Here is a 23,456-nt window from a genome sequence, read left to right on the forward strand (position 1 = left end):
CGGGAACCCGGCGGGGGGAATGGTACGAACTGATGCCGGGGAAGCTGAATCCTTCGGAGCCGGGGGGCCGCTATGAAGCGGCCCTCCTTTGGCTTACGCGGGAGCTGGGCTTCCCGGACAAACTGCTCCGGGAGCTGGATGCGGCCGGCGAGATTAAACTGGCCGGGGATCGCCTGCGGCTGCGCCTGTTTCCGCCGAGGACGTCACAGTATGCCCCTATGGAGCGGCCGGTCGACCTATTGTACGAGGACGATTTTTGCCTCGTCGTCCATAAACCGGCCGGCCTGAAGGTGCATCCGGACGGGGCCGGTTCACCCCCTACGCTGGCGAACCTTGTGGCGGCGGTGTTTGCGCAGCGGGGCGAATCCGTTGCCCCGGGCCATATCCACCGGCTGGACGAGTATACGTCCGGCCCGGTGCTCTACGCCAAGAACGCCATGGCCCAGCTGAAACTGGACGCGGCCATGGCGCGGAAGGAGATCGGCCGGGTTTATACGGCGCTGGTGGAGGGGCAGGTCTCCCCGGCCCTCCGCGTGATCCATGAGCCGATCGGCCGGGATCGGCACCACCCTTCCCGGCGGCGGGTTTCCCCGTCGGGGAAGGACGCGCTGACGCGGGTGGAACTGGTCGAGACGTATCCGAAAGCGAGCCTGGTGCGGCTGACGCTGGATACGGGGCGAACCCACCAAATCCGCGTCCATCTGAGCCATGCGGGGCACCCGTTGGTCGGGGACGCCCTTTACGGCGGGAGTTCCCGTCTTTTTCCGCACCAAGCGCTGCACGGGGAGAGTCTGACCTTTCCCCATCCATTGACGGGGGAACTCATCCGCGTGGATGACCCCTGGCCCGAAGAATGGAACCGGCTCCGTGAACAGTTGCGGCAGGGGAAAGAATCCTAAAAAGGACATGCGCGGCATTACGCTGCTAATGAGCCGGAATTCCGTCAAAAATCAGGCATGCACTCTATTTTCAAGCATATAGATAAGAACGAGCGATGATGGGGCCCTTCATCCTGTGCGGACCCCAATCAGGTCTGGTAATGCTGAAAGGAGGCAACCTATTTGACGGATTCATCCTACGGTTTAAGGTTTGATATTTATGAACGCGTACATTTGTCGGAACAGGTAACCGGAATCGACGAATTGGAGGAAATCGAACTTTTTCCGAGAATCCAGGTCGTTCCGGGCGAAGAGTACGCTTCCCTCCGCGGGCATCTGCTGTTGTCGGGACTGTATCGGGGGGAAGGCGGCACGCATGAATTGGAGCATTGGATCCCGGTAGAGATTACGATTCCGCTTAGCCGGGTCGGTAAGCTGGAGGACATTGCGGTCGAAATCGAGAATTTCGACGTGGACCTGCTTAGCGCCAGAAGCTTGAACATTACGGGCGTTCTTTCGCTTCAGGGAATCGAAACCTCGTCGGTCAGCGTGGAATCGGAAGAGTGGAAGGACCGGGAATTCGTAACTTCCCATGAACCGGCTCCCGATTTTCGCGGCGAGGCGGAAACGAATCGTTCGAACCCGTGGGGGCGGGAATTCCAGACCGGAAATAACGAGCGGAACTACGCCGATCCGTTCCGTGCATGGGAGCAGGAAGCCCAGCCCGGTTCGGAAGATGCGGACGAGCAGCCGCAGGTTCTGAAGTGGAACAATGTAGATTCGCCGCTGTTTGCTCAGGCCGTGCTGGAGGACAAGGGGGATGCGGATTGGACGGAGCCCCCGGGGGGACCTCGGGAACCCGTTTTCGAGGAATGGGCCGAAAATGCGGACGAAGCGCCGGATGAACGGTACGGGAGATGGCGGGAAGCGGCTCGGGAGCCGGATGACGCCCAGGGGGAACCGGAGCATGCTTTACCCGTAACCGCCGCCGAAACGGTACAGCACCTGGAGGAACGGGACCGGATGGAGGCGGCTCCTGAATCCGCGCCGCTGGCGGAGTACGAGAACGAGCTTCCTGTCCTGGCCGAGGCGGACCCACTCGAAGAGGCCGTATCGGAAACCTTGGAAGATAAGGACCAGATCCGTCCGGAGCCCGCCGAAGAGAAAAAGGAGATGAAAATCGCCCTTGGCAGCAAAAAGAACGAGGCAGGGCAGCATGACGACCATTTCGGAATCAGCAAGCTGCTGTCCACTCCACGGCAGGATGCCGAACCTGCATTTGAAGCCGGGGAGCAAGAAAGCGTTCAGGCTGCCGCCCAAGACTCGGGGGACGGCGAGGAAGTACGGTGGAAGAGCCTGTTTATCGGCAGTAACGAAGAGCAGACGCCTTTCCGCAAAGTCAAGCTGGTTATCGTCCAACGTGAAGAGACACTGGATGAGATCGCGGAGCGGTATCAGCTCAGTACGCGGGAACTTCAACTTTACAATCGCCTGAGCGAACAGCATTTGAATGAGGGACAGGTGCTGTATATTCCCTAATCGACCGGATGCGTACCTTGGAAAGCTGCACAGTGAATTGTGCGGCTTTTTTGTTTTGTCTCTATATGGAGGACAAATGTCCATTTTTGTATCGTCAGGTTGACTCCGGGACATAATCAAGCTATTATGAAAAAGATAAACGCCATGTATAACCCATTACAAAGACCAGGAACGGGAAGAGTAGGCAGTGAACCCTTCAGAGAGCGGAATTGATACGCTGGAAAATTCCGTAGGATACAGCTGACCGAAGTCGCCCGGGAGTCGTCCGTTTGATCCATATCGTTCCGGTATGCTAGAACGGGCCGGCCGCAGCCGTTATCTGTATGAGTGTCGCAAGCCTTGCGGAGTCAACCGGGAAGATTCAGGGTCCCTTGACCGCCTGCCTGCGAAACAAAGGTGGTACCGCGAAAGTAAAGCCTTTCGTCCTTTGAGACGAGGGGCTTTTTGTGTTTTCTTGGCCCATCATGATCAAACCTCAAACTTAAATTGTGCCAAAGTTATTTCAAATGTAATGGAGGTCAAGTACAAATGACAGAAAAGCAAACACAGCAACCTTTGTCGGCGGAAATGCCGACGACATACGACCCGAAAGCGGCGGAGCAGAAATGGTACCGCTATTGGCTGGAGGGGGGATTTTTTAAGGCGGGGCAAAAACAGGATGCCGAGCCGTTCACGATCGTAATCCCGCCTCCCAACGTGACGGGAATGCTGCATTTGGGGCATGCGCTGGACTGTACGCTGCAGGATATTTTGATTCGGACCAAACGCATGCAGGGGTATGACGCCCTTTGGCTGCCGGGCACGGACCATGCCGGGATCGCCACGCAGACGAAAGTGGAGCAGAAACTCCGGGAGGAAGGGTTGTCGCGCTACGATCTCGGGCGTGAAAAATTCCTGGAACAGGTATGGCAGTGGAAAGACAAATATGCCGAGTCCATTCATGAGCAATGGGCGAAAATGGGCTTCTCCCTGGATTATTCCCGCGAGCGTTTCACGCTGGACGAGGGCTTGTCCAAGGCCGTCCGCGAAGTGTTTGTGAAACTGTATGAAAAAGGCTTGATTTACCGGGGCAAATATATCATTAACTGGGACCCAGTAGCGCGTACCGCCCTTTCCGATATCGAAGTGGAGTACAAAGAAGTCAATGGACACCTCTATCATTTGCAGTATCCGTTGAAGGACGGCAGCGGTTCGATCACCGTGGCCACGACGCGTCCGGAGACGATGCTCGGCGATACGGCGGTTGCCGTTCACCCGAAGGACGAGCGATACAAGGACTTGATCGGCAAAACGCTGATCCTGCCGATTATCGGTCGCGAGATTCCCGTTATTGCCGACGAGTATGTCGACAAAGAATTCGGCAGCGGCGCCGTGAAAATTACACCGGCTCATGATCCGAATGACTTTGAGGTCGGCTTACGTCATCAATTGCCTCAGATCACCGTCATGGACGAAGGCGGCAAAATGAATAAGGACGCGGGCAAGTACCAAGGGATGGACCGCACCGAGTGCCGCAAACAAATCGTCAAGGACCTGCAGGAGCTGGGCGTTTTGATTAAAATTGAAGACCATGTGCATCAAGTCGGACATAGCGAACGTACCGGCGCCGTAATCGAGCCTTATTTGTCCACGCAATGGTTCGTCAAAATGAAGCCGTTGGCGGAAACGGCCATCGCCGCCCAAAAATCCGGAAACGGCGTGAATTTTGTACCGGATCGTTTTGAAAAGACCTATCTTCATTGGATCGAAAATGTCCGCGACTGGTGTATTTCGCGCCAATTGTGGTGGGGACACCGGATTCCGGCCTGGTATTCCGAGGAAACCGGCGAGATGGTTGTGGCTTACGATGAAGCGGAGGCGCGGGCCAAGCTGGGACGGGACGACCTCAAGCAGGATGAGGATGTATTGGATACCTGGTTCAGCTCCGCGTTGTGGCCGTTCTCGACGCTCGGTTGGCCGGATGAAGCCAGCGAGGATCTGAAACGTTATTTCCCGACGAGTGTGCTCGTGACGGGATACGATATTATCCCGTTCTGGGTTTCCCGCATGATCTTCACCGGTCTGGAGTTCACCCAAACGATTCCGTTCCGCGATACGCTGATTCACGGATTAATTAGGGACAGTGAAGGACGTAAAATGTCCAAATCGCTCGGCAACGGGGTCGACCCGCTGGAGGTTATCGAGAAGTACGGCGCGGATGCCATGCGTTATATGCTTTCCACGAGCAGCACTCCGGGGCAGGACCTTCGCTTCCATTGGGAACGCGTAGAGCAGGCGCGGAATTTTGCGAACAAGATCTGGAATGCTTCGCGGTTTGCCTTGATGAACCTGGAGGGCGTCAAATTCGAGGACATCGACATCAGCGGGGAGCTGAGCACGGCGGATCGCTGGATTTTGCATCGCTTTAACGAAACGACGCGGGAAGTTACCCGATTGATCGACGCTTATGAGTTCGGGGAAACCGGACGTCAGTTGTATAACTTTATTTGGGATGATCTTTGCGACTGGTACATTGAATTCGCCAAGTTGTCTCTATACGGGGAAGACGCCGCGGCGAAGCGGAAGACCCAATCGGTTCTTGCTTACGTATTGGACCGGACGCTGCGGTTGATCCACCCGTTCATGCCGTTTATTTCCGAGGAAATATGGCAGCACCTGCCGCATGACGGCGAAACGATTACGTTGGCGGAATGGCCGAAATACGATCCTGCGCTGGAAGCGCCGGACGCCGTTCAAGAAATGAACCTGCTGGTTGATATGATCCGCTCCGTCCGGAACATTCGGGCCGAAGTGAATGTGCCGATGAGCAAGAAAATCGAGCTGCTTGTCAAACCGGCGAATTCGGAACTGCTTGACATCGCTAACCGGAACGCCCATTACATCAGCCGTTTCTGCAACACCTCGCGGTTGGATCTGTCCATTGAGGCGGCGGTGCCGGATAAGGCGATGACCGCGGTCGTTACCGGAGCCGAACTGTATCTTCCTCTTTCCGGGCTCATCGATATCAGCCAGGAGATCGCGCGGCTTGAAAAAGAGCTGGACCACTTGAACAAAGAAGTCGAACGCGTGGAGAAAAAGCTGGGGAATGAAGGGTTTGTTTCCAAAGCCCCGGCCAAGGTCATCGAGGAAGAAAAGGCCAAGATGGCGGATTACGCGGAAAAGCGGGATAAGGTTCTGGCACGGATCAGCGAATTGAAAGCTTAAGCTAAAAGGATGCAGACAATCCGGCTGAATTCTTCCCGGCATCGGGAGAGGCTCAGCCGGATGCTTGCTATCTGCTGATATAAGCAGGTTCATTCCATTAAAGATGTGAAGGTGAATGCAAATGGGGGTTCATATAGAAGGAGATAACGGCGAAGCGCTCGAAAGCTACGGCGAGGCCGTCGATTGGATCAACGGTTTGATTCCGTTTGGAATACGTCCGGGACTTGATCGGATTCATCAGTTGATGGAGCGGCTGGGGAATCCGCATCGACGCCTGAAATTTATTCATGTGGCCGGGACGAACGGGAAAGGCTCTTCCTGTGCCTTTTTAACCCGTACCCTCCTGGAATGCGGTTATAGCGTAGGGACGTTCACTTCGCCGTACATTACCAAGTTTACGAACCGGTTTCAGTATAACGGGCAAGACATTCCCGAGGAGACGCTGCTTAAACTAAGCAATCGGGTACTGCCTTTAGTCAAAGATATCGCGGAAAGCGAGTTGGGCTCACCGACGATGTTCGAGGTCAGTACGGCGATCGCTATCCTTTATTTTGCCGAGGAATGTTATCCGGATGTGGTAGTATGGGAGACCGGGCTTGGGGGAAGGATGGATGTTACAAATATTGTAACGCCTGTCGTTTCTTTAATCACGAATATCGGTTATGATCATACGGACATCCTCGGGGACACGATCGAGCAAATCGCCAAGGAGAAAGCGGGGATTATCAAAGCCGGGATTCCGGTAGTGAGCTGTGTCGAGCAGCCCGAGGCGATCGCGGTACTAAAGGAGACGGCCGCCGGGCAAAAGAGCACCCTTTACTTGCTTGGTGAGCAGTTTTTTTATGAACGTTCTCAAATTAGCGAGCAAGGGCAGGATATGCAGTTCCGTGGACCGTTTCGCGACTTTTCGTTGAACCTCTCCATGTTGGGAGAGCATCAGTGCAAAAATGCGGCCGGTGTAATGATGGTTCTCGAAATTTTGCGGCAGTATATGGCCTTCTGTTTGGAGGACGCGGATGTTCTTCGCGGGTTCCGGAACACGACGTGGGCGGGAAGGCTGGAGCAGGTGTCCGGGAATCCGCGCATCGTGCTCGACGGAGCCCATAATCCCGAAGGAGCGGAGTCGCTGGCCAAAAGCTTGCGGGAAACGTTCCGCTATCGGCGTCTGATTTTGATGATGGGGATGCTGGCGAATAAGCATCATCGCGCCTACCTCGAGCATATATTACCTATAGTGGATACGCTTATACTGACCGAGCCCGATTTCCGCCGAAAACTGGATGCGGGCGCGTTATACGATCTGGTACTTGAGCTGAAGGATTCAGTGGCGAAGCCCGATCTGGAAATCGTTGTGGAGCGTGATTGGAAAAAGGCGCTTGCGCTTTTGGAGTCACGGACGGAACGGGAGGATCTTGGGGTGGTCACCGGCACGTTGTATATGATCTCGGATGTGCGGGCAACCCTTTTGCATCAAACCGATTCTGAAAAAGGCTGGTGAATGGAAATTGCTAAATACAACTGAACAACATGTGCATTTTATCGGTATCGGTGGCTATGGCATGAGCGCTATTGCCCGAGTGATGCTGGAGATGGGGTATACCGTGACCGGATCGGATGTCGCTTCCCAGGAACTGACCGAGAAGTTGGCCGCCAAAGGGGCGAAAATTTATATCGGGCATACCGCGGAGCATGTGCACGGTGCGGACCTTGTAGTTTATTCCACGGCCCTTCCGAAGGATAATGTGGAACGGCTTGAAGCGGAGGAGCAAGGAATTCCGATCTTGCACCGTTCGCAGATGTTGGCCCGCTTGCTGAATGAACGGCAGGGCGTTGCGGTTGCCGGCGCGCACGGCAAAACGACGACTTCGTCGATGATCGCGCTGGTCATGGAGCAGTGCGGCACGGATCCGACGTACATTATCGGCGGAGAAATTATGGGGATCGGGACCAACGCGAAGGCGGGACAAGGACGTTTTGTCGTCGCCGAAGCGGACGAGAGCGACGGGTCTTTCCTCCAATACCATCCTTCCATGGGTGTGGTCACCAACATTGAGGCGGACCATCTCGAGAACTATGGCGGGGACTTCGGACGGCTGAAAGAAGCTTATGTCCAGTTTCTGAACCAGATCAAACCGGATGGAGTAGCCGTTGTTTGCGGAGATGACGCTAATATTAAGGAGCTTCTTCCCGATCTCAACTGCCGCGTCATCACTTACGGCATGGGACCGGACTGTGATTATTCGGCCGACGGCATCAAGCTGGGGGATCGGCATGTCACGTTCCTCATGAAAAAGGGACAGCAGGAATTGGGGACGATCGAGCTTTCCGTACCGGGTAAACACAACGTATATAACGCTATGGCTACGGTCATCGTCTGTCTGGAGGCGGGCATCCCTTTCGCGGATATCGCGTCGGCGATCATCGGTTTCCATGGTGCAAAGCGCCGGTTCCAGGTGCTGGGAGAGAAGGGCGGCGTTCTTGTGATTGACGATTACGCCCATCATCCGACGGAAATCGAGGCGACGATCGCCGCGGCCAAAGCGACGGGCAAACGGATTATCGCCGTGTTTCAGCCGCAGCGGTATACGCGCACGTTTTTCCTGCTGGATGCGTTCAGCCGGGCCTTTGGCGAGGCGGATGAGGTGATCATCACGGACATATACTCCCCAGCCGGCGAACAGCAAATCGAAGGGGTCCATTCCTCCAAGCTGGTTGAACTTATCAAGGAGAACAGCAATGCCGGAGCTCGGTACCTTCCGACGAAGCAGGACGTCATCGCGGACTTGCAGGGCCGGCTTCAGCCGGGGGACCTGGTTCTTACGATGGGCGCCGGCGATATTTGGAAGGTCGGGGATACGCTGGCCAAAACTTTGACCGATTAACGGATCCGCCCGAATCTTAACCGATCAGGACGATATGGAGAAAAAACGAATGTAAAAGGAAAAACCTCGCGGACTTGAACTGCGAGGTTTTTCTTGCGGTTTGGCATATAAAGAACCGCCCGCTCATATGGTATCTTTAGAAGAATGGACAAGGAGCGTGCGGACAGTGGATAAGGCCAAAATGACATTCCGTTTTGACGATGGGCAGCAGCGGCGGCGCGGCATGGAGGAGAGCGCGCCGCGTGTGGTTTCGGCAGCCGAAATGAAGCCGGAGGCGCTGCCGCCGGTTGAAGAACCGGTTGCCTCCATATCCGACGGAGAACCGCGGCATCGCGGGGAGTCGCCGTCCGGTGGAGAGACCGTCTACCGCCCGGTGGAAATCGTCGACGACTGGAACGACCCGTTTACGGATTATACCGGGACCGGGGGGGCGATCCTCCCGTCGTATACCACCCGTAAGCCAAGGACATCGTGGTGGAAGGTGGCGGGTTCCTTGACCGGCGCCATCGTTACGGGCGCTCTGTTCGGTTTCGTGGTCTTGTCCATGTTTAACGGGGACGTGAGCGTTCCCATCCCGGGGGTTTCCGTGCCCGATCGTTCCTCAGCCGGCCAGTCTGCGGATGTTCCGGTTTTTGGGGAAATCGGCGGGGACCCGGGGGATGAAGGGAATGCGGGGATGCCGGTAAACATCGCGCTGCCGGGACAGACCTATCACTTTTTGCAGTACGGCGTATTTTCTACGGCGGAGGGAGTCGAACTGGCTCAACGGGAACTGGAGGCGTCGGGGATTGCCGCAGCCCGCGACACCGTCGACGAGAAGCGGGTTTATGCCGGGGTTTCTTCGGACAGGGAACAAGCCAAGTTGCTGAGCGGCCAACTCAAAACAGCGGGAGTACATCTGATTCTTCACGAAATCGCGCTTCCCTCTTCCGCCGAGATTCTATATAACGGGGATGTAACCGCCTTGGAACGATATTTTGCCCGGAGCGCGGAGTTGATCGATTGGCTCAGTACATTGTCCGCGTCCCGTCTTGTGGAGGTCAAGCCTCAGCTTTTGTCGGCGGAGGAACAATCGGAGCTGGGCGAGCGCCATCAGCGATGGACGGAAAGCGCGGCGGCGGTCCGCGCCAACCAGCCCGAAGCTTTCGCGCTGGAGGCCGGAAATCTGGAGAAAGCGATGAACAGCGCGGTCGAGGCGATGGCCGAGTACCAGAAAAAAGGGGCAAAAACGCTGCTTTGGGAAGTGCAGGATGAAATCATGAGCTTTATTTTGGGGGAACAAAAAATGGTAGGGGGTCAAGCTTAGTACAGGACCTCCGGGTATATAAAACGGCAGGAATGGTAATACCTTCCCCTGCCGTTTTTGTGTTTGTATTGCTGCTGAATAAACCTTATAATAATGAAGTGTCAAAAAATGGCGAGCAGACAGCTTTTAAAGCTGTGTAATCGTTTTTCACCAACAAAGAGAGTTTAGAGGTCGGCAGCAAGAAGGAAGAGAGGCTTCCTTCGGACAAGCCCGCTTCGAACAAAGGAGAGAAGTGCATCTTGGATGCTTCCATAACTCGACGCATTATCCTAGCTTCGACATCCCCGCGACGCCGCGAGCTTGTCGCTTCTTTACATATTCCGTTCGACATTGTTCCCAGCCATGCCGAAGAGTCGACCCCGGAGGGCTGGTCGCCGGACAGAATCGTGACGGAGCTCGCCAAACGGAAAGCCGAAGCCGTATACCGGCAACTTGATGACAGGGACCGACAAGGCGTGATCGTCGGCAGCGATACGATCGTCGTCAGGGACGGCACCGTTTTGGGGAAGCCGGCGGACCAACGGGAGGCGGCCTCGATGCTTCGTTCTCTGCAGGGCAGAAGCCATGAGGTGTACACCGGTGTAGCCTGTATCGATAGCCGCACCGGCGCCAGTAAAGTGGATTACCGCAGGACCGTGGTGACGATGAGAGCTTTGCGCGAAGAAGAGATTGAAGCTTATGCCGCGAGCGGTGAAGGACTCGACAAGGCGGGCGCTTATGCGATTCAAGGCCTGGGCGCGACGATCGTCACCGGCATTGAAGGATGTTACTTTAACGTAGTAGGATTACCGTTGTCCTTGCTTGCGGAAATGCTGGCATCGTTCGGAATCCAAGTGTTTTAACTTGTAAGGGAAGAGATAAAGCATATCCTTCCGAATCGTAACTTTGTCGTAAGGCCTTTTGGCTTTGCAAATACATTCGGAAGCGAGGGATCGCATTGGATAATGCAACAAACTATATGCTGCGTGACATTCCCGATGAGGAACGCCCCAGAGAACGCATGCTGCGTTACGGGGCGGGAGCTTTAAGCCAGACGGAGCTGCTGGCTATTTTGCTGCGGACGGGGACCCATCGTGAATCGGCGCTTCATATGGCGCAGCGGCTGCTCGGGGAAATCGGCGGCATTCGCGGCATGATGGACCTGAGTCTGGAGGAATTAACGAATATGAAAGGGATCGGCCCCGCCAAGGCCGTCCAGATTAAAGCCGGCATCGAGTTGGGTCAGCGGCTTGCCAAAGCCCGGCTGCCCGAGGCGCGGGTCATCCGCAGCCCGCGGGACGCCGCAGACCTGCTCATGGAAGAGCTCCGTTTTTTGCAGAAGGAGCACTTTGTCTGTTTGTTTTTAAATACAAAAAATCATATCATTGCTCAAGAAACACTGTCGATCGGAAGTCTTAACGCCTCGATCGTTCACCCGCGGGAGGTGTTCCGCGCCGCTATCAAATGCAGCAGCGCCTCCCTCGTCTGTGCCCATAATCATCCCAGCGGCGATCCGACGCCAAGTCCGGAAGACATCCGGATGACCCGGCGGTTATTGGAAGCTGGCGAAATCGTAGGCATCGACGTGCTGGACCATATTGTGATCGGAGACGGAAAGTTCGTCAGTTTGAAGGAGCAGGGCTTGATGTAATATAATCGATAAGATATAGAAGGAAAGGGAGATACAGCATGTTGGGTGGCTTTACGAAAGATTTGGGAATCGATTTGGGAACGGCAAATACTTTGGTTTATACGCGTGGAAAAGGCATTATCGTAAGGGAACCTTCGGTAGTCGCCATTCATACCGATACGAAGAACATCGTGGCGGTCGGCGAGTCGGCCAAGAAAATGATCGGGAGAACGCCGGGCAACATCCGGGCGATTCGTCCGATGAAGGACGGCGTAATCGCGGATTTCGACACGACGGCTACGATGATCAAATATTTCATTCGCCAGGCGCAGAAGCAGCGTTCCCTGTTTCAACGCCATCCTAACGTGATGGTTTGTGTTCCGTCGGGCATTACGGCCGTGGAGCAGCGCGCCGTGGAGGACGCGACCAAGCAGGCCGGGGCCCGCGAGGCCTATACGATCGAGGAGCCGTTTGCTGCGGCAATCGGTGCGGATCTGCCGGTCTGGGAACCGACGGGCAGTATGGTCGTCGATATCGGCGGCGGTACGACCGAGGTCGCCGTGATTTCGCTGGGCGGCATCGTTACCAGCAAATCGGTGCGCGTGGCCGGGGATGAAATGGATGAATCGATCATCCAATACATCAAACGGCAATATAATCTAATGATCGGAGAAAGAACCGCAGAACAGCTCAAGATGGATATCGGCTCCGCGCTTGCTTTGGAAAAGGTGGAGACGATGGAAATCCGGGGCCGGGATCTTGTGAGCGGCCTGCCTAAGACGATCACCATCACGTCGGATGAAATTTCCGAAGCGCTTAGCGATACGGTGAACGCGATCGTTGAAGCGGTAAAAGTCACCTTAGAGAAATGTCCTCCCGAGCTGGCCGCAGATATTATGGATCGCGGGATCGTGTTGACCGGCGGAGGCGCGCTTCTCCGCAATCTCGACAAACTGTTGGCCCGCGAAACGGGTATGCCGGTTATCGTCGCGGAGAACCCGCTGGACTGCGTGGCGATCGGAACGGGAAGAGCCTTGGACAACATTCATTTGTTTAAGTCAAAAAGCAGTTCGGCCCTTCGCTCCAGACGATAGGTCGCATATGCCCCTTGGATAAAGCGGCGCCGTCCGACCCGGACGGCCAAGCCGTTTTTCTCTGTTTTTATAGTGAGTAACTTGAAATGGGAGAATTTAGTAAGGTTGGAGGGTGCTGAAACTGTTTAAGCTGCTGGGCAACAAAAGACTGTTTATTTTGTTGATGGGACTTATCCTTTTTATTGCGATCATGGGCTTCACCCTGGGATCGAGAGCCGGCTTGTCCTGGCCCGAGAAATTTGTCAAGGACACGGTCGGGTTCGTGCAATACGTATTTTACAAGCCCACCAGCTATGTGGCGGGCTTGATTAAAGATATTTCTGAGCTGCATGCCCTGCAGGAAGAGAACGAAGAGCTCAAAATTGCGCTCTCCCACTATACGCGCGACAAAGCCCGGTTTAACTGGATTGAGCAGGAATATACCCGGCTGCAAAACGATCTTCATTTTACGGAGGAGCAGAAGAAACTGTATAAATACGATTGGAAGATTGCACAGGTTATCAGCGTGAATGATGATCCGGTCAATCAGACCATCGTCGTCAATCTCGGCAGCCGGGAGGGCGTGAAAGAGGGGATGGCGGTTCACTCGTCCAAAGGTCTGGTCGGCATTGTCAGCCGCGTCAGTACGCTGACGTCGACGGTGAAGCTGATCACGACGATGGATGCGCGCGACCCGAATTCCAACGGGATCGCCGTTACGGCCCAAGGCAAGGAAAACTCGGTGTTCGGCGTAATCGAGTCCTACGATAAGAAGAGCGGAACTTTTCTGATGAGCCGGATTGAAGATCCAAAGCCATTGGCCAAGGAGGACCTAATCGTATCTTCAGGTGTCGGCGGCGTATTCCCTAGAGGAATGATTATCGGTAAGGTCAAGGAGGTCAAAGTGGGCGAATTCGGGTTAACCTATACGGCGACGATTACGCCTGCGGCCAGCTTTACGGATTGGAAGGAGCTGTTTATCGTGTTCCCGGAGGCTGAGAGCAGTGAATAAGCGCAGAACGATCCTGATTTTGCTCCTGTTCGTCCTCTTCATTCTGGAGGGCACCCTCCTCCCCTGGCTCATTCCGGAAGCGTGGGAAACCCGGATTAATCCGCATTTGGTGTATATCGCTATCTTGTTTTTCTCCATCTATGAAGATCGTCATACCGGGCTCATTTTGGGACTTTGTTTCGGCCTTTTGCATGATGTTGTGTTTTACGGCGCGATGGTCGGCACTTATTCGTTTGCTATGGGCCTTTGCGGCTATTTGATCGGCTTGTTGTCGCGGAGCAAGCAAACTCCGCTGCCTTTGATGCTGATTTTTGTCATCACCGGGAGCCTGCTCTTCGATTCGATTATTTTCGGTACTTATTCACTGTTCGGCGTGGTGCACGAGCCGTACTCCTGGGCCGTGATGCATCATATCATTCCCAATGTGTTCGTTCAGTTTTTATTTGCTTTGCTGATCTATGTACCGCTGCGGAAGCAGTTGGAGATTATTACGAAGCGCCGTTCCCCGGAGGAGAAGGCTTGACTTTTCGTCACATCCAACGAAACTAGCAGGAACTTTCCGCCTCCTGCACGAAATGAATAGGGGGGAGGGACAGGCTTATGACGGTAAAGTCGAATCATGTTACGATCAAAGGCATCAAGGATGGCCTGGTTTTCCTGCTGGACGACAAGTGTGACTTCGGAACTTTGCTGGAGGAATTGCGTTATAAACTGGAACATAGCCATCAGAACATATTGACGGGGCCGATTATACATGTTGACGTGAAATTGGGAACCCGGATCGTGAACGATGATCAGAAAGAAATGATCCTTGATATATTGAGCCGCAAAGGAAACCTGCTGGTTCGCTCCATCGAGATGCCCGAGCTGATGCCGGCGGTAGATCCGCTGAAGACGTTGACGACCCTGACGGGGATCGTTCGTTCGGGGCAGGTGCTTCATCATGAAGGGAACCTGTTGTTTCTGGGGGACGTCAACCCCGGGGGGACCGTGGCTTGCACGGGGGATATTTATATACTCGGGGCTTTGAGAGGAATGGCGCACGCCGGACTGAAGGGCAATGTGGAGGCGGTCATTGCGGCCTCTTTTTTGGCGCCGACTCAGTTGCGGATTGCCGAGGTGATCAGCCGCCCTCCGGATGAGTGGGAGAACCGGGAGACAAGTATGGAGTTTGCCTTTCTGCGTGACGGAAAGATGCAGATCGATAAGATTGGGAACCTATTTCGGATTCGGCCGGATTTTAACGTGTTTAAAGGGGTGTAATCTATGGGAGAAGCTATTGTGGTCACATCGGGAAAAGGAGGCGTCGGCAAAACGACGACGTCGGCCAATATCGGTACCGCGCTTGCGCTGCTCGGCAAAAAAGTATGCCTGGTGGATACGGATATCGGTTTGCGCAACCTCGATGTCGTGATGGGACTCGAAAATCGCATTATTTACGATCTGATCGATGTGGCCGAGGGCCGGTGCCGGTTAAATCAGGCGCTGGTAAAAGACAAGCGTTTCGACGAACTGTACATGCTGCCAGCGGCGCAAACGAAGGATAAGAACGCCATTACGCCGGAACAGGTCAAGGATATTGTCCTGGAGTTAAAAAAGGAACACGAATACGTAATTATCGACTGCCCGGCCGGGATCGAACAGGGATTCAGGAACGCGGTCGCCGGAGCGGATCAGGCCATCGTCGTGACCACGCCGGAGCATGCGGCCGTTCGCGATGCGGACCGGATCATCGGGCTTTTGGAAAGCTCGCATATTGCCTCGCCCAAATTGGTCGTAAACCGCATACGGCCTAATATGGTCAAATCCGGGGACATGCTGGAAATCGAGGATATCCTTCAAGTGCTGAATATCGATCTGATCGGGATCGTCCCGGATGACGAACTGGTCATCAAAGCGGCCAATTCGGGCGAACCCACGGTGATGAATCCGGACTCCAGAGCCGCCATCGCCTATCGGAACATTGCCCGCCGGATCCTGGGCGATACGGTCCCGCTGATGCTGCTGGATCAGAAGAAAGGCGTGTTTACGCGTTTTAAAAAGTTTTTTGGAATGGGTTGATTTTCGTTGTTCTTTAAACTAAAAAAAGTGGACTGGCCCATGGTGGGGATCCTGCTCCTGTTTATGATATTCAGCACGATGCTGGTCCGCAGCGCAATCGCGCCTTATGAGACCCAATTCAGGGCCTATGATCTGAAAACCCTGGCATTTTATGTGGCAGGGTTTATTGTTGTTTTCGGTATGGCCTTGGTGGATTACAGAACGCTGTTAAAATACAGCTGGTATATTTACGGGGCGGGCTGTGTATCGCTCGTTGCGGTCTATTTGCTGGCTCCGGAAATCAACGGCGCCCGCAGTTGGTTCGAGCTGCCCGGGGGCCTGCAGTTTCAGCCGGCGGAACTAGTGAAGATCATACTGATTATGACGGTAGCCTATATGCTGGGACAGCGAAACGGGCAGCCTCTGCGTTTTCGGCGCGATATCGTTCCGATCACGGCTATGACGATGCTGCCGTTCCTGCTCGTTCTGATCCAGCCCGATCTGGGGAATGCGATAATATATCTCGTTATTCTCATCGCGATGCTGTGGATCGGAAATACGAAATACAGCCATGTGCTGATCGGTCTGACCGTGGTCATTGCGGCGCTGATCGCATTCGTAACGCTGTTCAACGTTTATAATACACAAATCCATGATTATCTGGAGAAGCATCAGAAACTGCACTGGTATCAGCGAATCAACACGTTTATTAATCCCGATCAGGCTTCCAACGACGACAAGCACCAGTCCAATTACGCGAAGATCGCGATCGGCTCCGGCGGCTTGACGGGGGACGGCTATATGAAGGGCGAACTGAAGAACAAAAAATTCGTTCCGTATCCTTACTCCGATTCCATTTTTGTCGTGGTCGGCGAGGAATTCGGCTTTTTGGGCTCCTCCGCGCTGCTGCTCGTCTATTTTCTCTTTATTTACAGGATGATATTGATTGCGATGCATTGCTTTGACCGGATGGGCGCTTATATCATCGTGGGAATCGTGGCGATGTTTTTGTTTCAAATTTTTGAAAATGTCGGGATGATGATCGGACTGATGCCGATTACCGGGATCACCCTGCCGTTTATCAGCTACGGGGGGACTTCCCTGCTGATCAATATGCTTTGTATAGGTCTGGTGTTCAGCATTCAGTTGCATCAGGAGAAATATAAAGTGGATTAAAAACCGGAACCGGGAGGTTCCGGTTTTTCTTATGGCGTTTTCGATTTCCTGCCTGCATCGACAGCTTGTTCATATTTCGGTCAAGCTCCTCATACATATATAGCACTAGATGCGACCGGGAGGGTGCGGTAATGGACGTAAAATCGAATGTTCGAAAGCGGCGCGAGGAACGTATCCGGCAATTGACCGCTGGAGATTTGGCCGATTCCGGCCGGATTTCCGCTTATGACGAAGCCTTGGCGGACGGGATGGCCCGCGGCGGAAAGGGGGAAGCGGAGCAACCCCCTTCGGTCGGTAATCCGCCGCCCGCCACAGCGGATACGGATCGAGAACAGGATCCCGACCCGGAACTTCTATGGAAGCGAGGGAAGGGACGGTGGAACGATACGGAGTTATTTTCTTCCGGAGGCGATCAGGGGGACCCCGGGAAGAAGCGCCGTTCTTTTTGGTCGTCTCTCGGAATCCGTGTGATCCTTAGCGCGGCTCTGTTTGCGGGAATATGGGGGATTCAACGTTTTCAGCCGGACTGGGCTTTGCCGGTCCGGGTTTTTGTAGCTCAATCCTTGACGCAGGAAATGGATTTTGGGGCCATGGAGGCTTGGTACGAGCAAATTTTTGGGGGTTCGCCCAGCTTTATTCCGATATTCAAGCATCATGAAGAACAAGGGATTAAAGTCGATGCGCCGCACGGATTTGTCCCGCCGATTCAGGGTACGCTCGCCGAGCCTTTTGTGCTTAATCTCAAGGGGGTGGAAGTGATCCCGAATGCGGATTCGGTTACCGGAGCCGAGGTTAAAAGCATAGAAACGGGGCGTGTCCTTAGTGTAACGAACGATGCGTTAACCGGAACGACAGTAACGGTGCAGCATGGCGAGGGGTATGTTTCGGTGTATGGGCATTTAGGGAAACTTGCCGTGAGCAAAGGAGACTGGTTGGAAGGGGGCGACCCGCTTGGAGCCTTGCCGCCGACTTCGGACGGTGTACATCCTACCTTGTATTTCGCCCTGAAAAAGCAAAACCGGTATATCGATCCCGCGGATGTGATTCCGTTTGAATAAATGGGGCGGCATGCGGATTTCCTTTCATCCTTTGTTTGTGCTGGTGATGCTCGCTTCCGTTTTTACCGGGCATTTTATTGAGCTTGCGGCCCTGTTTTCTATTGTATTCGTCCATGAATTGGGTCATGTCGCGGCGGCCCGAATGTTCGGGATCCCCGTCATTTCGGTCCAGCTGCTTCCCTTTGGCGGCGTAGCCGTCATGGAAGATACCGGCCGCCTCAGTGCGGCCCGCGAAATGGCCATCGCTTTGGCGGGGCCGCTCCAAAATGTACTGTTGATCGGTATTTCCTGGCTGCTTCACGCCGTCGGAATCTGGGGCGGTCCTTTTTACGCTTATTTTGTGGAGTGTAATTTGCTCATCGCGCTGTTCAATTTGCTGCCGATTTTGCCGCTCGATGGAGGTAAAATATGTCAGACCCTTTGCGGGACCGTGCTTCCGTTTCATCCTACCCTGGTTTGGTCGATTCGAATCAGTCTGTTCTTTAGCGCGCTCGTCGTTTTATTTTCGGCGACCCCGCTTCTCCTTGGGTCCGGACCGCTTCACTTTAATCTGCTGCTCGTCGGCGTTTTTCTGCTCTATTCCAACTATGTGGATTACCGGAATATTCCTTATCGGTTTGTGCGTTTTCTCGTCAACCGGGAGGGGGCCTTCACCCGCCACCTTATGAACGGCAGTTTGGCCCAGCCCATTATCGCCGATAGATCGAAACCTTTAGACCAGCTTTTGCGTCTGTTCAGGAGAGAGAAGTATCATTTCGTATACATCATGAATCCACAGGGGCGGATTGTGGCGGTAGTGCCGGAACAACGGGTCATCTCCTCCTATTTGCGTGGGGACCCGGGCGCCTGATGCGTAAAAGCCGTGGTATAATATAAAAAAGCGTTTTGGTCAGAACGTACGAATGAGGGTGAAATCAATGAAACAGTTGATGATTCACTGCGGTCCTGATTCCACCCAGATGGCGCTGCTGGAAGAGGATAAGCTGGTGGAATACGCAGCTGAGCGATCTCAAAAGAGAGGGCTCATGGGCAGTTTTTTTAAGGGAAAAGTAATGAACGTGGTTCCGGGCATGCAGGCGGCTTTTGTCGACATCGGCCATAAGAAAAACGCGTTTCTTTATATTGATGATCTGCTGCATCCCCACTTGGAAAAGCAGCCGAAGACGAAACCGCCGATCACCGATCTGGTTCGTCCGGGTCAAGAACTCGTCGTCCAGGTTGTCAGAGAGGCGATCGGCAACAAGGGCGCGAGGGTGACGACGCACTATTCGCTCCCGGGACGGTGGTTGGTATACATGCCGTCGGCCGGTTACGTGGCGGTATCGAAGAAGATCAGCCGGGAGGAGGAGCGCAACCGCCTGAAGGAAATCGGGGAGACGCTTCGCCGCTCCGAGGAAGGGCTTATTCTCCGGACCGTGGCGGAACATGCCGGCGAGGAGGAGGTGCTTGAAGACTTGAGCCAGCTTCGGACGCAGTGGGAGGAGATTCTCGAAAAAGGGGAGCATGCTCCCGCGCCTTCCGTGCTGCATCATGATCTCAGTATGGTGCAGCGGCTGCTGCGGGACGTATACAGCCCGGAAACCGACGAGCTCGTCATGGACTGTTCCGAGCAGGCGGGGGAAGCCTCCGCATTTTTGGCCGCCATGCTGCAGGGGAAGAAGCCGAACATCCGAGTGTATAAAGGCGATGTCCCGATCTTTGAGCATTATGGCATCAGGCAGCGGTTGGACAAGGACTTTCAGCGCAAAATTTGGCTGCCGGGAGGCGGTTATCTCGTGTGGGATACCACCGAGGCTTTAACGGTGATCGACGTCAATACGGGAAAATTCACCGGAGGGGACAATCTGGAGGATACCGTTTACCGGACGAATCTGGAGGCGGCCCGGGAAATTGCCCGCTTGGTGCGGCTTCGGGATACCGGCGGGATCATCATCGTCGACTTTATCGACATGAGCAGCGAAAGTCACCGCACCGCCGTGCTGGATATGTTGGAGAAGTCGATGAACGGAGACCGTACGCAGCACCATATTTTGGGCTGGACCAAGCTGGGTTTGTTGGAAATGACGCGCAAGCGGATCAGGGAGCAGTCGCAATTTTCAAGTAATGATTGATTTTTGAGGTATCGCATGATAGTATATTAGGGTATGTGTTATGAGTTGGTCTTGTACACATGCTGCAACCGCTCCGATCGGGTCGGAAAGTCCGTTGTCTTCGTCGACGGCGGCACCTGAATCAGGCGAGTCTGAGACATGAGGAGGTGCAAGCAAATGTACGCAATTATCGAAACCGGCGGTAAACAATACCGTGTTCAAGAGGGCGATGTTCTTTACATCGAGAAATTGAACGCTGAGGATGGCGCTAGCGTGACGTTCGACCGCGTGTTGGCAGTATCGAAAGGCGAAGGTTTGGTAACGGGAGCTCCATTGGTATCCGGCGCGAGTGTTACGGCGAAAGTCGAGAAGCACGGCAAAGGCCAAAAGGTCATCGTTTACAAATACAAGCCGAAAAAGAACTACCACAAGAAGCAAGGTCATCGTCAACCTTACACAAAAGTGACCATCGAGAAAATCCAAGCGTAAGAAGGTGCGATAGGTGATTATCGTCTCCATTCTGCGTGGCAAGGATAACGACATCGCTGGGTTTGAAGTATCCGGTCATGCGGGCTATGCCAAGCCGGGACAGGACATTGTGTGCGCCGGTGTCTCCGCCGTTACCGTAGGTACGGTGAACTCCATTGAGGCGCTTGCGGGAACCGTGATGGAAGCCGAGATGAAGAACGGTTTTCTGAACGCGAAGCTTCCCCGCGAAGTTCGTCCGGATCAGGCACAGCAAGTACAACTGCTGCTCTCATCCATGGTCGTTATGCTGCGGAGTATCGAAGGATCATACGGAAAGTATATTCAAATAAAAGACGTGATTACTTGAAGAAGGAGGTAGATGGACAATGTTGAAATTGGATCTTCAGTTGTTCGCTTCGAAGAAGGGCGTAGGTTCCACGAAGAACGGACGCGACAGCATCGCGAAACGCCTGGGCGTTAAGCGTGCTGACGGCCAAACGGTTACCGGCGGAAGCATTCTCGTTCGCCAACGCGGCACGAAAATTCATCCGGGTACCAACGTGGGAATCGGTAAAGACGACACGCTGTTTGCCAAAGTGGACGGCGTCGTGAAATTCGAACGTTGGGGTCGCGACCGTAAAAAAGTGAGCGTCTACCCAGTGGAAACCGCTCCTGTAGCGGCTGCGGTAGAAGCTTAAGAGCTTTGCTGACTAGCGAGGTGTAGAAGCCCTTGGCATATGGATGCCAGGGGCTTTTTTATTCCAAAGCCCCGCGACAAAAGCTTATACGGATGTGCATTTTTCTGACAAGGTTTATGATATACTGGGTATTGATGTCAGGGTGGAAGGTACACCCAATCTGTTTAGAGGAACGGGGAAACGCATGAAACATCGGCTAATGGCACCGGCTTTGGCTGCCGGGCTATCCATTGCTTGTCTGATTCTAATGTATTACCTCCACTCACCGGCGGCTTATCTTCTTCTTAGCGTATGTCTTCTCGGCGTTTTTTACGGGTATGTAAAGTATATAAGCAAGAAGGCGGAAGCCGAGCGCAAACAATTGCTGGAATCCGTGCAGAGAACGGCGGCGGCCACGCTGGGACATCACCGCCATGATTGGATGAACGATCTGCAGATTTTGTATGGTTATATTCAGTTGGGCAAGTATGATAAACTGGCCGGATGTGTGGACAGAATAAAAGAACGGATGGTTGCGGACAGCAAGATCTCCAGATTGGGGATTCCCTCGCTCGTATTCTTCCTCCATTCGTTCCGCGAGCTGAACCGGTCGGTCCAGCTTGAAGTTTCCATCGCGGACGATTTGCAGCTTGGCGATCTGCTCACCGCCGAAGACGCCGAGGAATTCACGGAAGCGATTATCGAGACAATCCGGGCCTACCAATTTAGCGGGCGCTCTTCCTGGGGAGAGGTTTTGCATTTGAAACTGTCCCTGTGCCGGGAGGGCGGTGAAGTGCTCGCGATTTTCGAGAGAGACGGCGGCTCCGCGGAGAATGCGGATATTTTGAAAAGGCATCTGGATTTGTGGAATTCCGGGAAAAGAGTGCTGGCCGAGCAGGTTGATCCCAAGCTGATCTCTTTAAGACTGAGGGTGGCTTGCGCAAACTAGAATGAGGTGAAGGCATGTTTGTAGATAAAGCGAAAATATATGTTAAAGGTGGCGACGGCGGCGACGGCCTCGTGGCTTTCCGCAGGGAAAAATACGTACCTGAAGGAGGGCCGGCCGGCGGGGACGGCGGCAAGGGCGGAGACGTGATTTTTCGCGTGGACGAAGGTCTGCGGACGTTGATGGACTTCCGCTATCAGCGGCATTTCAAGGCTGAGCGCGGAGAGAAGGGGCGGAACAAAAGCCAGCATGGGGCCAACGCGGAGAATATGATCGTCCGGATTCCTCCGGGAACCGTCATCATCGACGATGATACGCAGGAAGTGCTGGCGGACTTGACCCGGCACGGGCAGCAGGTCGTTGTCGCCCGCGGGGGCCGCGGCGGCCGCGGCAATATCCGCTTCGCGACGCCGAACAATCCCGCTCCCGAGCTGGCCGAACACGGGGAGGAAGGGGAAGAGCGCTGGATCGTGCTGGAGCTGAAGGTGATGGCCGATGTGGGGCTGGTCGGTTTTCCGAGCGTCGGAAAATCCACCTTACTGTCCGTAGTATCCGCAGCCAAACCGAAAATCGGGGCCTATCATTTTACGACCATTACGCCGAACCTCGGGGTAGTGGACGTGGGCGAAGGACGCAGCTTCGTCATGGCCGACCTACCGGGATTGATCGAGGGCGCGCATGAAGGCGTCGGCTTGGGCCATGAGTTTTTGCGGCATGTGGAACGAACGCGGCTGATTATCCATGTCGTGGATATGGCGGGTTCGGAAGGCCGCGATCCTTTCGAGGACTGGCTGAAAATCAACGATGAAGTGAAGCTGTACAATGCCGACCTGGAGAACCGCCCGCAAATCGTGGCCGCCAATAAAATGGACATGCCGGAAGCGGAAGAAAACCTGGAGCGGTTCACGGCGCAAATTCGGGAAGTTCGACCGGATCTGGAGATCCTGCCGATTTCCTCGTTAACCCGCCAAGGGGTGCAGGAATTGATGTACAAGGCGGCGGACATGCTGGATCAAATTCCGGAAGCGCCGGCGATTGAAGAAGTGACCGAACTTTCGGAAAGAAAGATCTATAAGCTCGAGAAAACCGACGACAACAGCTTTACGATCCGCAGGGAGAACGAAACGTTCATCGTCGAGAGCCCGAAAATCGAACGGATGATGAAGCGGATGCAGTTGAACACGCATGATGCGATTCTTAAGCTGGCCCGGACTTTGCGCCATATGGGCGTTGACGATGAGCTGCGTAACCGAGGGGCCAAAGATGGGACTCTGGTTCGCATCGGGGACTTTGAGTTCGAATTTGTGGAAGGAAGCAGCTACTACTACTAAAAAGTTGATATAAGGTGAATGAAACGAAACGGGTACCGTCCCCAGAGGGATGCTGTAGCCGTTTCTGCCTATTTCGGCGGAAACCGCGATCATCCATACGGGGTAAAACGGGGGAATCGCCGCTACATATAAATCGGCGCGGAATTTTACAAATAAGGATTGCCTCG

The 23,456-nt window shown here is 54.3% G+C and carries 22 protein-coding genes and 2 other annotated features; all 22 genes read left to right on the forward strand.

Annotated elements, in window-relative coordinates:
* The first annotated feature begins 32 nt into the window (after positions 1–32).
* The 22 genes from LBW89_RS22780 to obgE all read left to right on the forward strand — a co-directional run bounded on the left by LBW89_RS22780 (position 33) and on the right by obgE (position 23,289).
* A complete protein-coding gene (locus tag LBW89_RS22780; protein WP_225040479.1) occupies positions 33–899 on the forward strand; it encodes an RluA family pseudouridine synthase in 867 nt (288 codons plus the stop codon).
* Positions 900–1,061: 162 nt separating this feature from the next.
* Positions 1,062–2,417 carry a LysM peptidoglycan-binding domain-containing protein gene (locus tag LBW89_RS22785; protein WP_225040481.1) on the forward strand — a complete coding sequence of 452 codons (1,356 nt, stop codon included), beginning with the start codon at positions 1,062–1,064 and terminating at the stop codon, positions 2,415–2,417.
* Between the two features lie 158 nt (positions 2,418–2,575).
* Positions 2,576–2,848: a binding site (T-box leader), on the forward strand.
* 97 nt (positions 2,849–2,945) lie between these two features.
* On the forward strand, positions 2,946–5,621 hold the full coding sequence (locus LBW89_RS22790) for a valine--tRNA ligase (RefSeq protein ID WP_225040483.1): 2,676 nt from the start codon (positions 2,946–2,948) through the stop codon (positions 5,619–5,621).
* A 121-nt stretch (positions 5,622–5,742) separates the two neighbouring features.
* On the forward strand, positions 5,743–7,119 hold the full coding sequence (locus LBW89_RS22795) for a bifunctional folylpolyglutamate synthase/dihydrofolate synthase (protein ID WP_225040484.1): 1,377 nt from the start codon (positions 5,743–5,745) through the stop codon (positions 7,117–7,119).
* Positions 7,070–8,503 carry a UDP-N-acetylmuramate--L-alanine ligase gene (gene murC, locus LBW89_RS22800; protein ID WP_225040486.1) on the forward strand — a complete coding sequence of 478 codons (1,434 nt, stop codon included), beginning with the start codon at positions 7,070–7,072 and terminating at the stop codon, positions 8,501–8,503. Before LBW89_RS22795 ends, murC begins: the two co-directional genes overlap by 50 nt.
* A 166-nt stretch (positions 8,504–8,669) precedes the next feature.
* Complete coding sequence (locus tag LBW89_RS22805; RefSeq protein ID WP_225040488.1) at positions 8,670–9,809, forward strand: SPOR domain-containing protein; 1,140 nt, start codon at positions 8,670–8,672, stop codon at positions 9,807–9,809.
* 239 nt (positions 9,810–10,048) lie between these two features.
* Entirely contained in the window at positions 10,049–10,651 is a 603-nt protein-coding gene (locus LBW89_RS22810; protein WP_225040490.1) for a Maf family protein, read from the forward strand.
* A gap of 116 nt (positions 10,652–10,767) precedes the next feature.
* On the forward strand, positions 10,768–11,439 hold the full coding sequence (gene radC / locus LBW89_RS22815) for a RadC family protein (protein ID WP_148457416.1): 672 nt from the start codon (positions 10,768–10,770) through the stop codon (positions 11,437–11,439).
* Positions 11,440–11,477: 38 nt separating this feature from the next.
* On the forward strand, positions 11,478–12,512 hold the full coding sequence (locus LBW89_RS22820) for a rod shape-determining protein (protein ID WP_148457294.1): 1,035 nt from the start codon (positions 11,478–11,480) through the stop codon (positions 12,510–12,512).
* A 112-nt stretch (positions 12,513–12,624) separates the two neighbouring features.
* On the forward strand, positions 12,625–13,503 hold the full coding sequence (mreC, locus tag LBW89_RS22825; protein WP_148457296.1) for a rod shape-determining protein MreC: 879 nt from the start codon (positions 12,625–12,627) through the stop codon (positions 13,501–13,503).
* Positions 13,496–14,026 carry a rod shape-determining protein MreD gene (gene mreD, locus LBW89_RS22830; RefSeq protein WP_148457298.1) on the forward strand — a complete coding sequence of 177 codons (531 nt, stop codon included), beginning with the start codon at positions 13,496–13,498 and terminating at the stop codon, positions 14,024–14,026. The genes mreC and mreD overlap by 8 nt, the downstream gene beginning before the upstream one ends.
* A 77-nt stretch (positions 14,027–14,103) precedes the next feature.
* Positions 14,104–14,766, forward strand: coding sequence for a septum site-determining protein MinC (gene minC / locus LBW89_RS22835; RefSeq protein ID WP_148457300.1), 663 nt, complete (start codon positions 14,104–14,106; stop codon positions 14,764–14,766).
* Positions 14,767–14,769: 3 nt separating this feature from the next.
* Complete coding sequence (gene minD / locus LBW89_RS22840; RefSeq protein WP_148457303.1) at positions 14,770–15,564, forward strand: septum site-determining protein MinD; 795 nt, start codon at positions 14,770–14,772, stop codon at positions 15,562–15,564.
* A 6-nt stretch (positions 15,565–15,570) separates the two neighbouring features.
* Entirely contained in the window at positions 15,571–16,719 is a 1,149-nt protein-coding gene (locus tag LBW89_RS22845) for an FtsW/RodA/SpoVE family cell cycle protein (RefSeq protein WP_148457305.1), read from the forward strand.
* Between the two features lie 131 nt (positions 16,720–16,850).
* On the forward strand, positions 16,851–17,777 hold the full coding sequence (locus LBW89_RS22850) for a M23 family metallopeptidase (protein WP_225040492.1): 927 nt from the start codon (positions 16,851–16,853) through the stop codon (positions 17,775–17,777).
* Between the two features lie 10 nt (positions 17,778–17,787).
* Positions 17,788–18,627, forward strand: coding sequence for a M50 family metallopeptidase (locus LBW89_RS22855; RefSeq protein ID WP_412067023.1), 840 nt, complete (start codon positions 17,788–17,790; stop codon positions 18,625–18,627).
* 67 nt (positions 18,628–18,694) lie between these two features.
* Positions 18,695–19,888: an Rne/Rng family ribonuclease gene (locus LBW89_RS22860; protein WP_148457311.1), complete on the forward strand. Its 1,194-nt coding sequence runs from the start codon at positions 18,695–18,697 to the stop codon at positions 19,886–19,888.
* Positions 19,889–19,944: 56 nt separating this feature from the next.
* Positions 19,945–20,031 (forward strand) — a sequence feature (ribosomal protein L21 leader region).
* A 13-nt stretch (positions 20,032–20,044) separates the two neighbouring features.
* Complete coding sequence (rplU, locus tag LBW89_RS22865; RefSeq protein WP_059040908.1) at positions 20,045–20,356, forward strand: 50S ribosomal protein L21; 312 nt, start codon at positions 20,045–20,047, stop codon at positions 20,354–20,356.
* Positions 20,357–20,369: 13 nt separating this feature from the next.
* Positions 20,370–20,702 (forward strand): ribosomal-processing cysteine protease Prp, encoded by a 333-nt coding sequence (locus LBW89_RS22870; RefSeq protein ID WP_148457318.1) that lies wholly within the window; start codon positions 20,370–20,372, stop codon positions 20,700–20,702.
* Positions 20,703–20,721: 19 nt separating this feature from the next.
* The gene (gene rpmA, locus LBW89_RS22875) at positions 20,722–21,033 is read left to right on the forward strand and encodes a 50S ribosomal protein L27 (RefSeq protein WP_044481732.1); all 312 of its coding nucleotides are present in this window, start codon (positions 20,722–20,724) and stop codon (positions 21,031–21,033) included.
* Positions 21,034–21,217: 184 nt separating this feature from the next.
* Positions 21,218–21,961 (forward strand): Spo0B domain-containing protein, encoded by a 744-nt coding sequence (locus LBW89_RS22880; protein WP_148457320.1) that lies wholly within the window; start codon positions 21,218–21,220, stop codon positions 21,959–21,961.
* Between the two features lie 14 nt (positions 21,962–21,975).
* Complete coding sequence (gene obgE / locus LBW89_RS22885) at positions 21,976–23,289, forward strand: GTPase ObgE (RefSeq protein WP_148457322.1); 1,314 nt, start codon at positions 21,976–21,978, stop codon at positions 23,287–23,289.
* The last annotated feature ends 167 nt before the right edge of the window (positions 23,290–23,456 follow it).

The organism is Paenibacillus sp. alder61 (assembly GCF_020179875.1).
In the GTDB taxonomy this organism is placed as follows: domain Bacteria; phylum Bacillota; class Bacilli; order Paenibacillales; family Paenibacillaceae; genus Fontibacillus; species Fontibacillus faecis.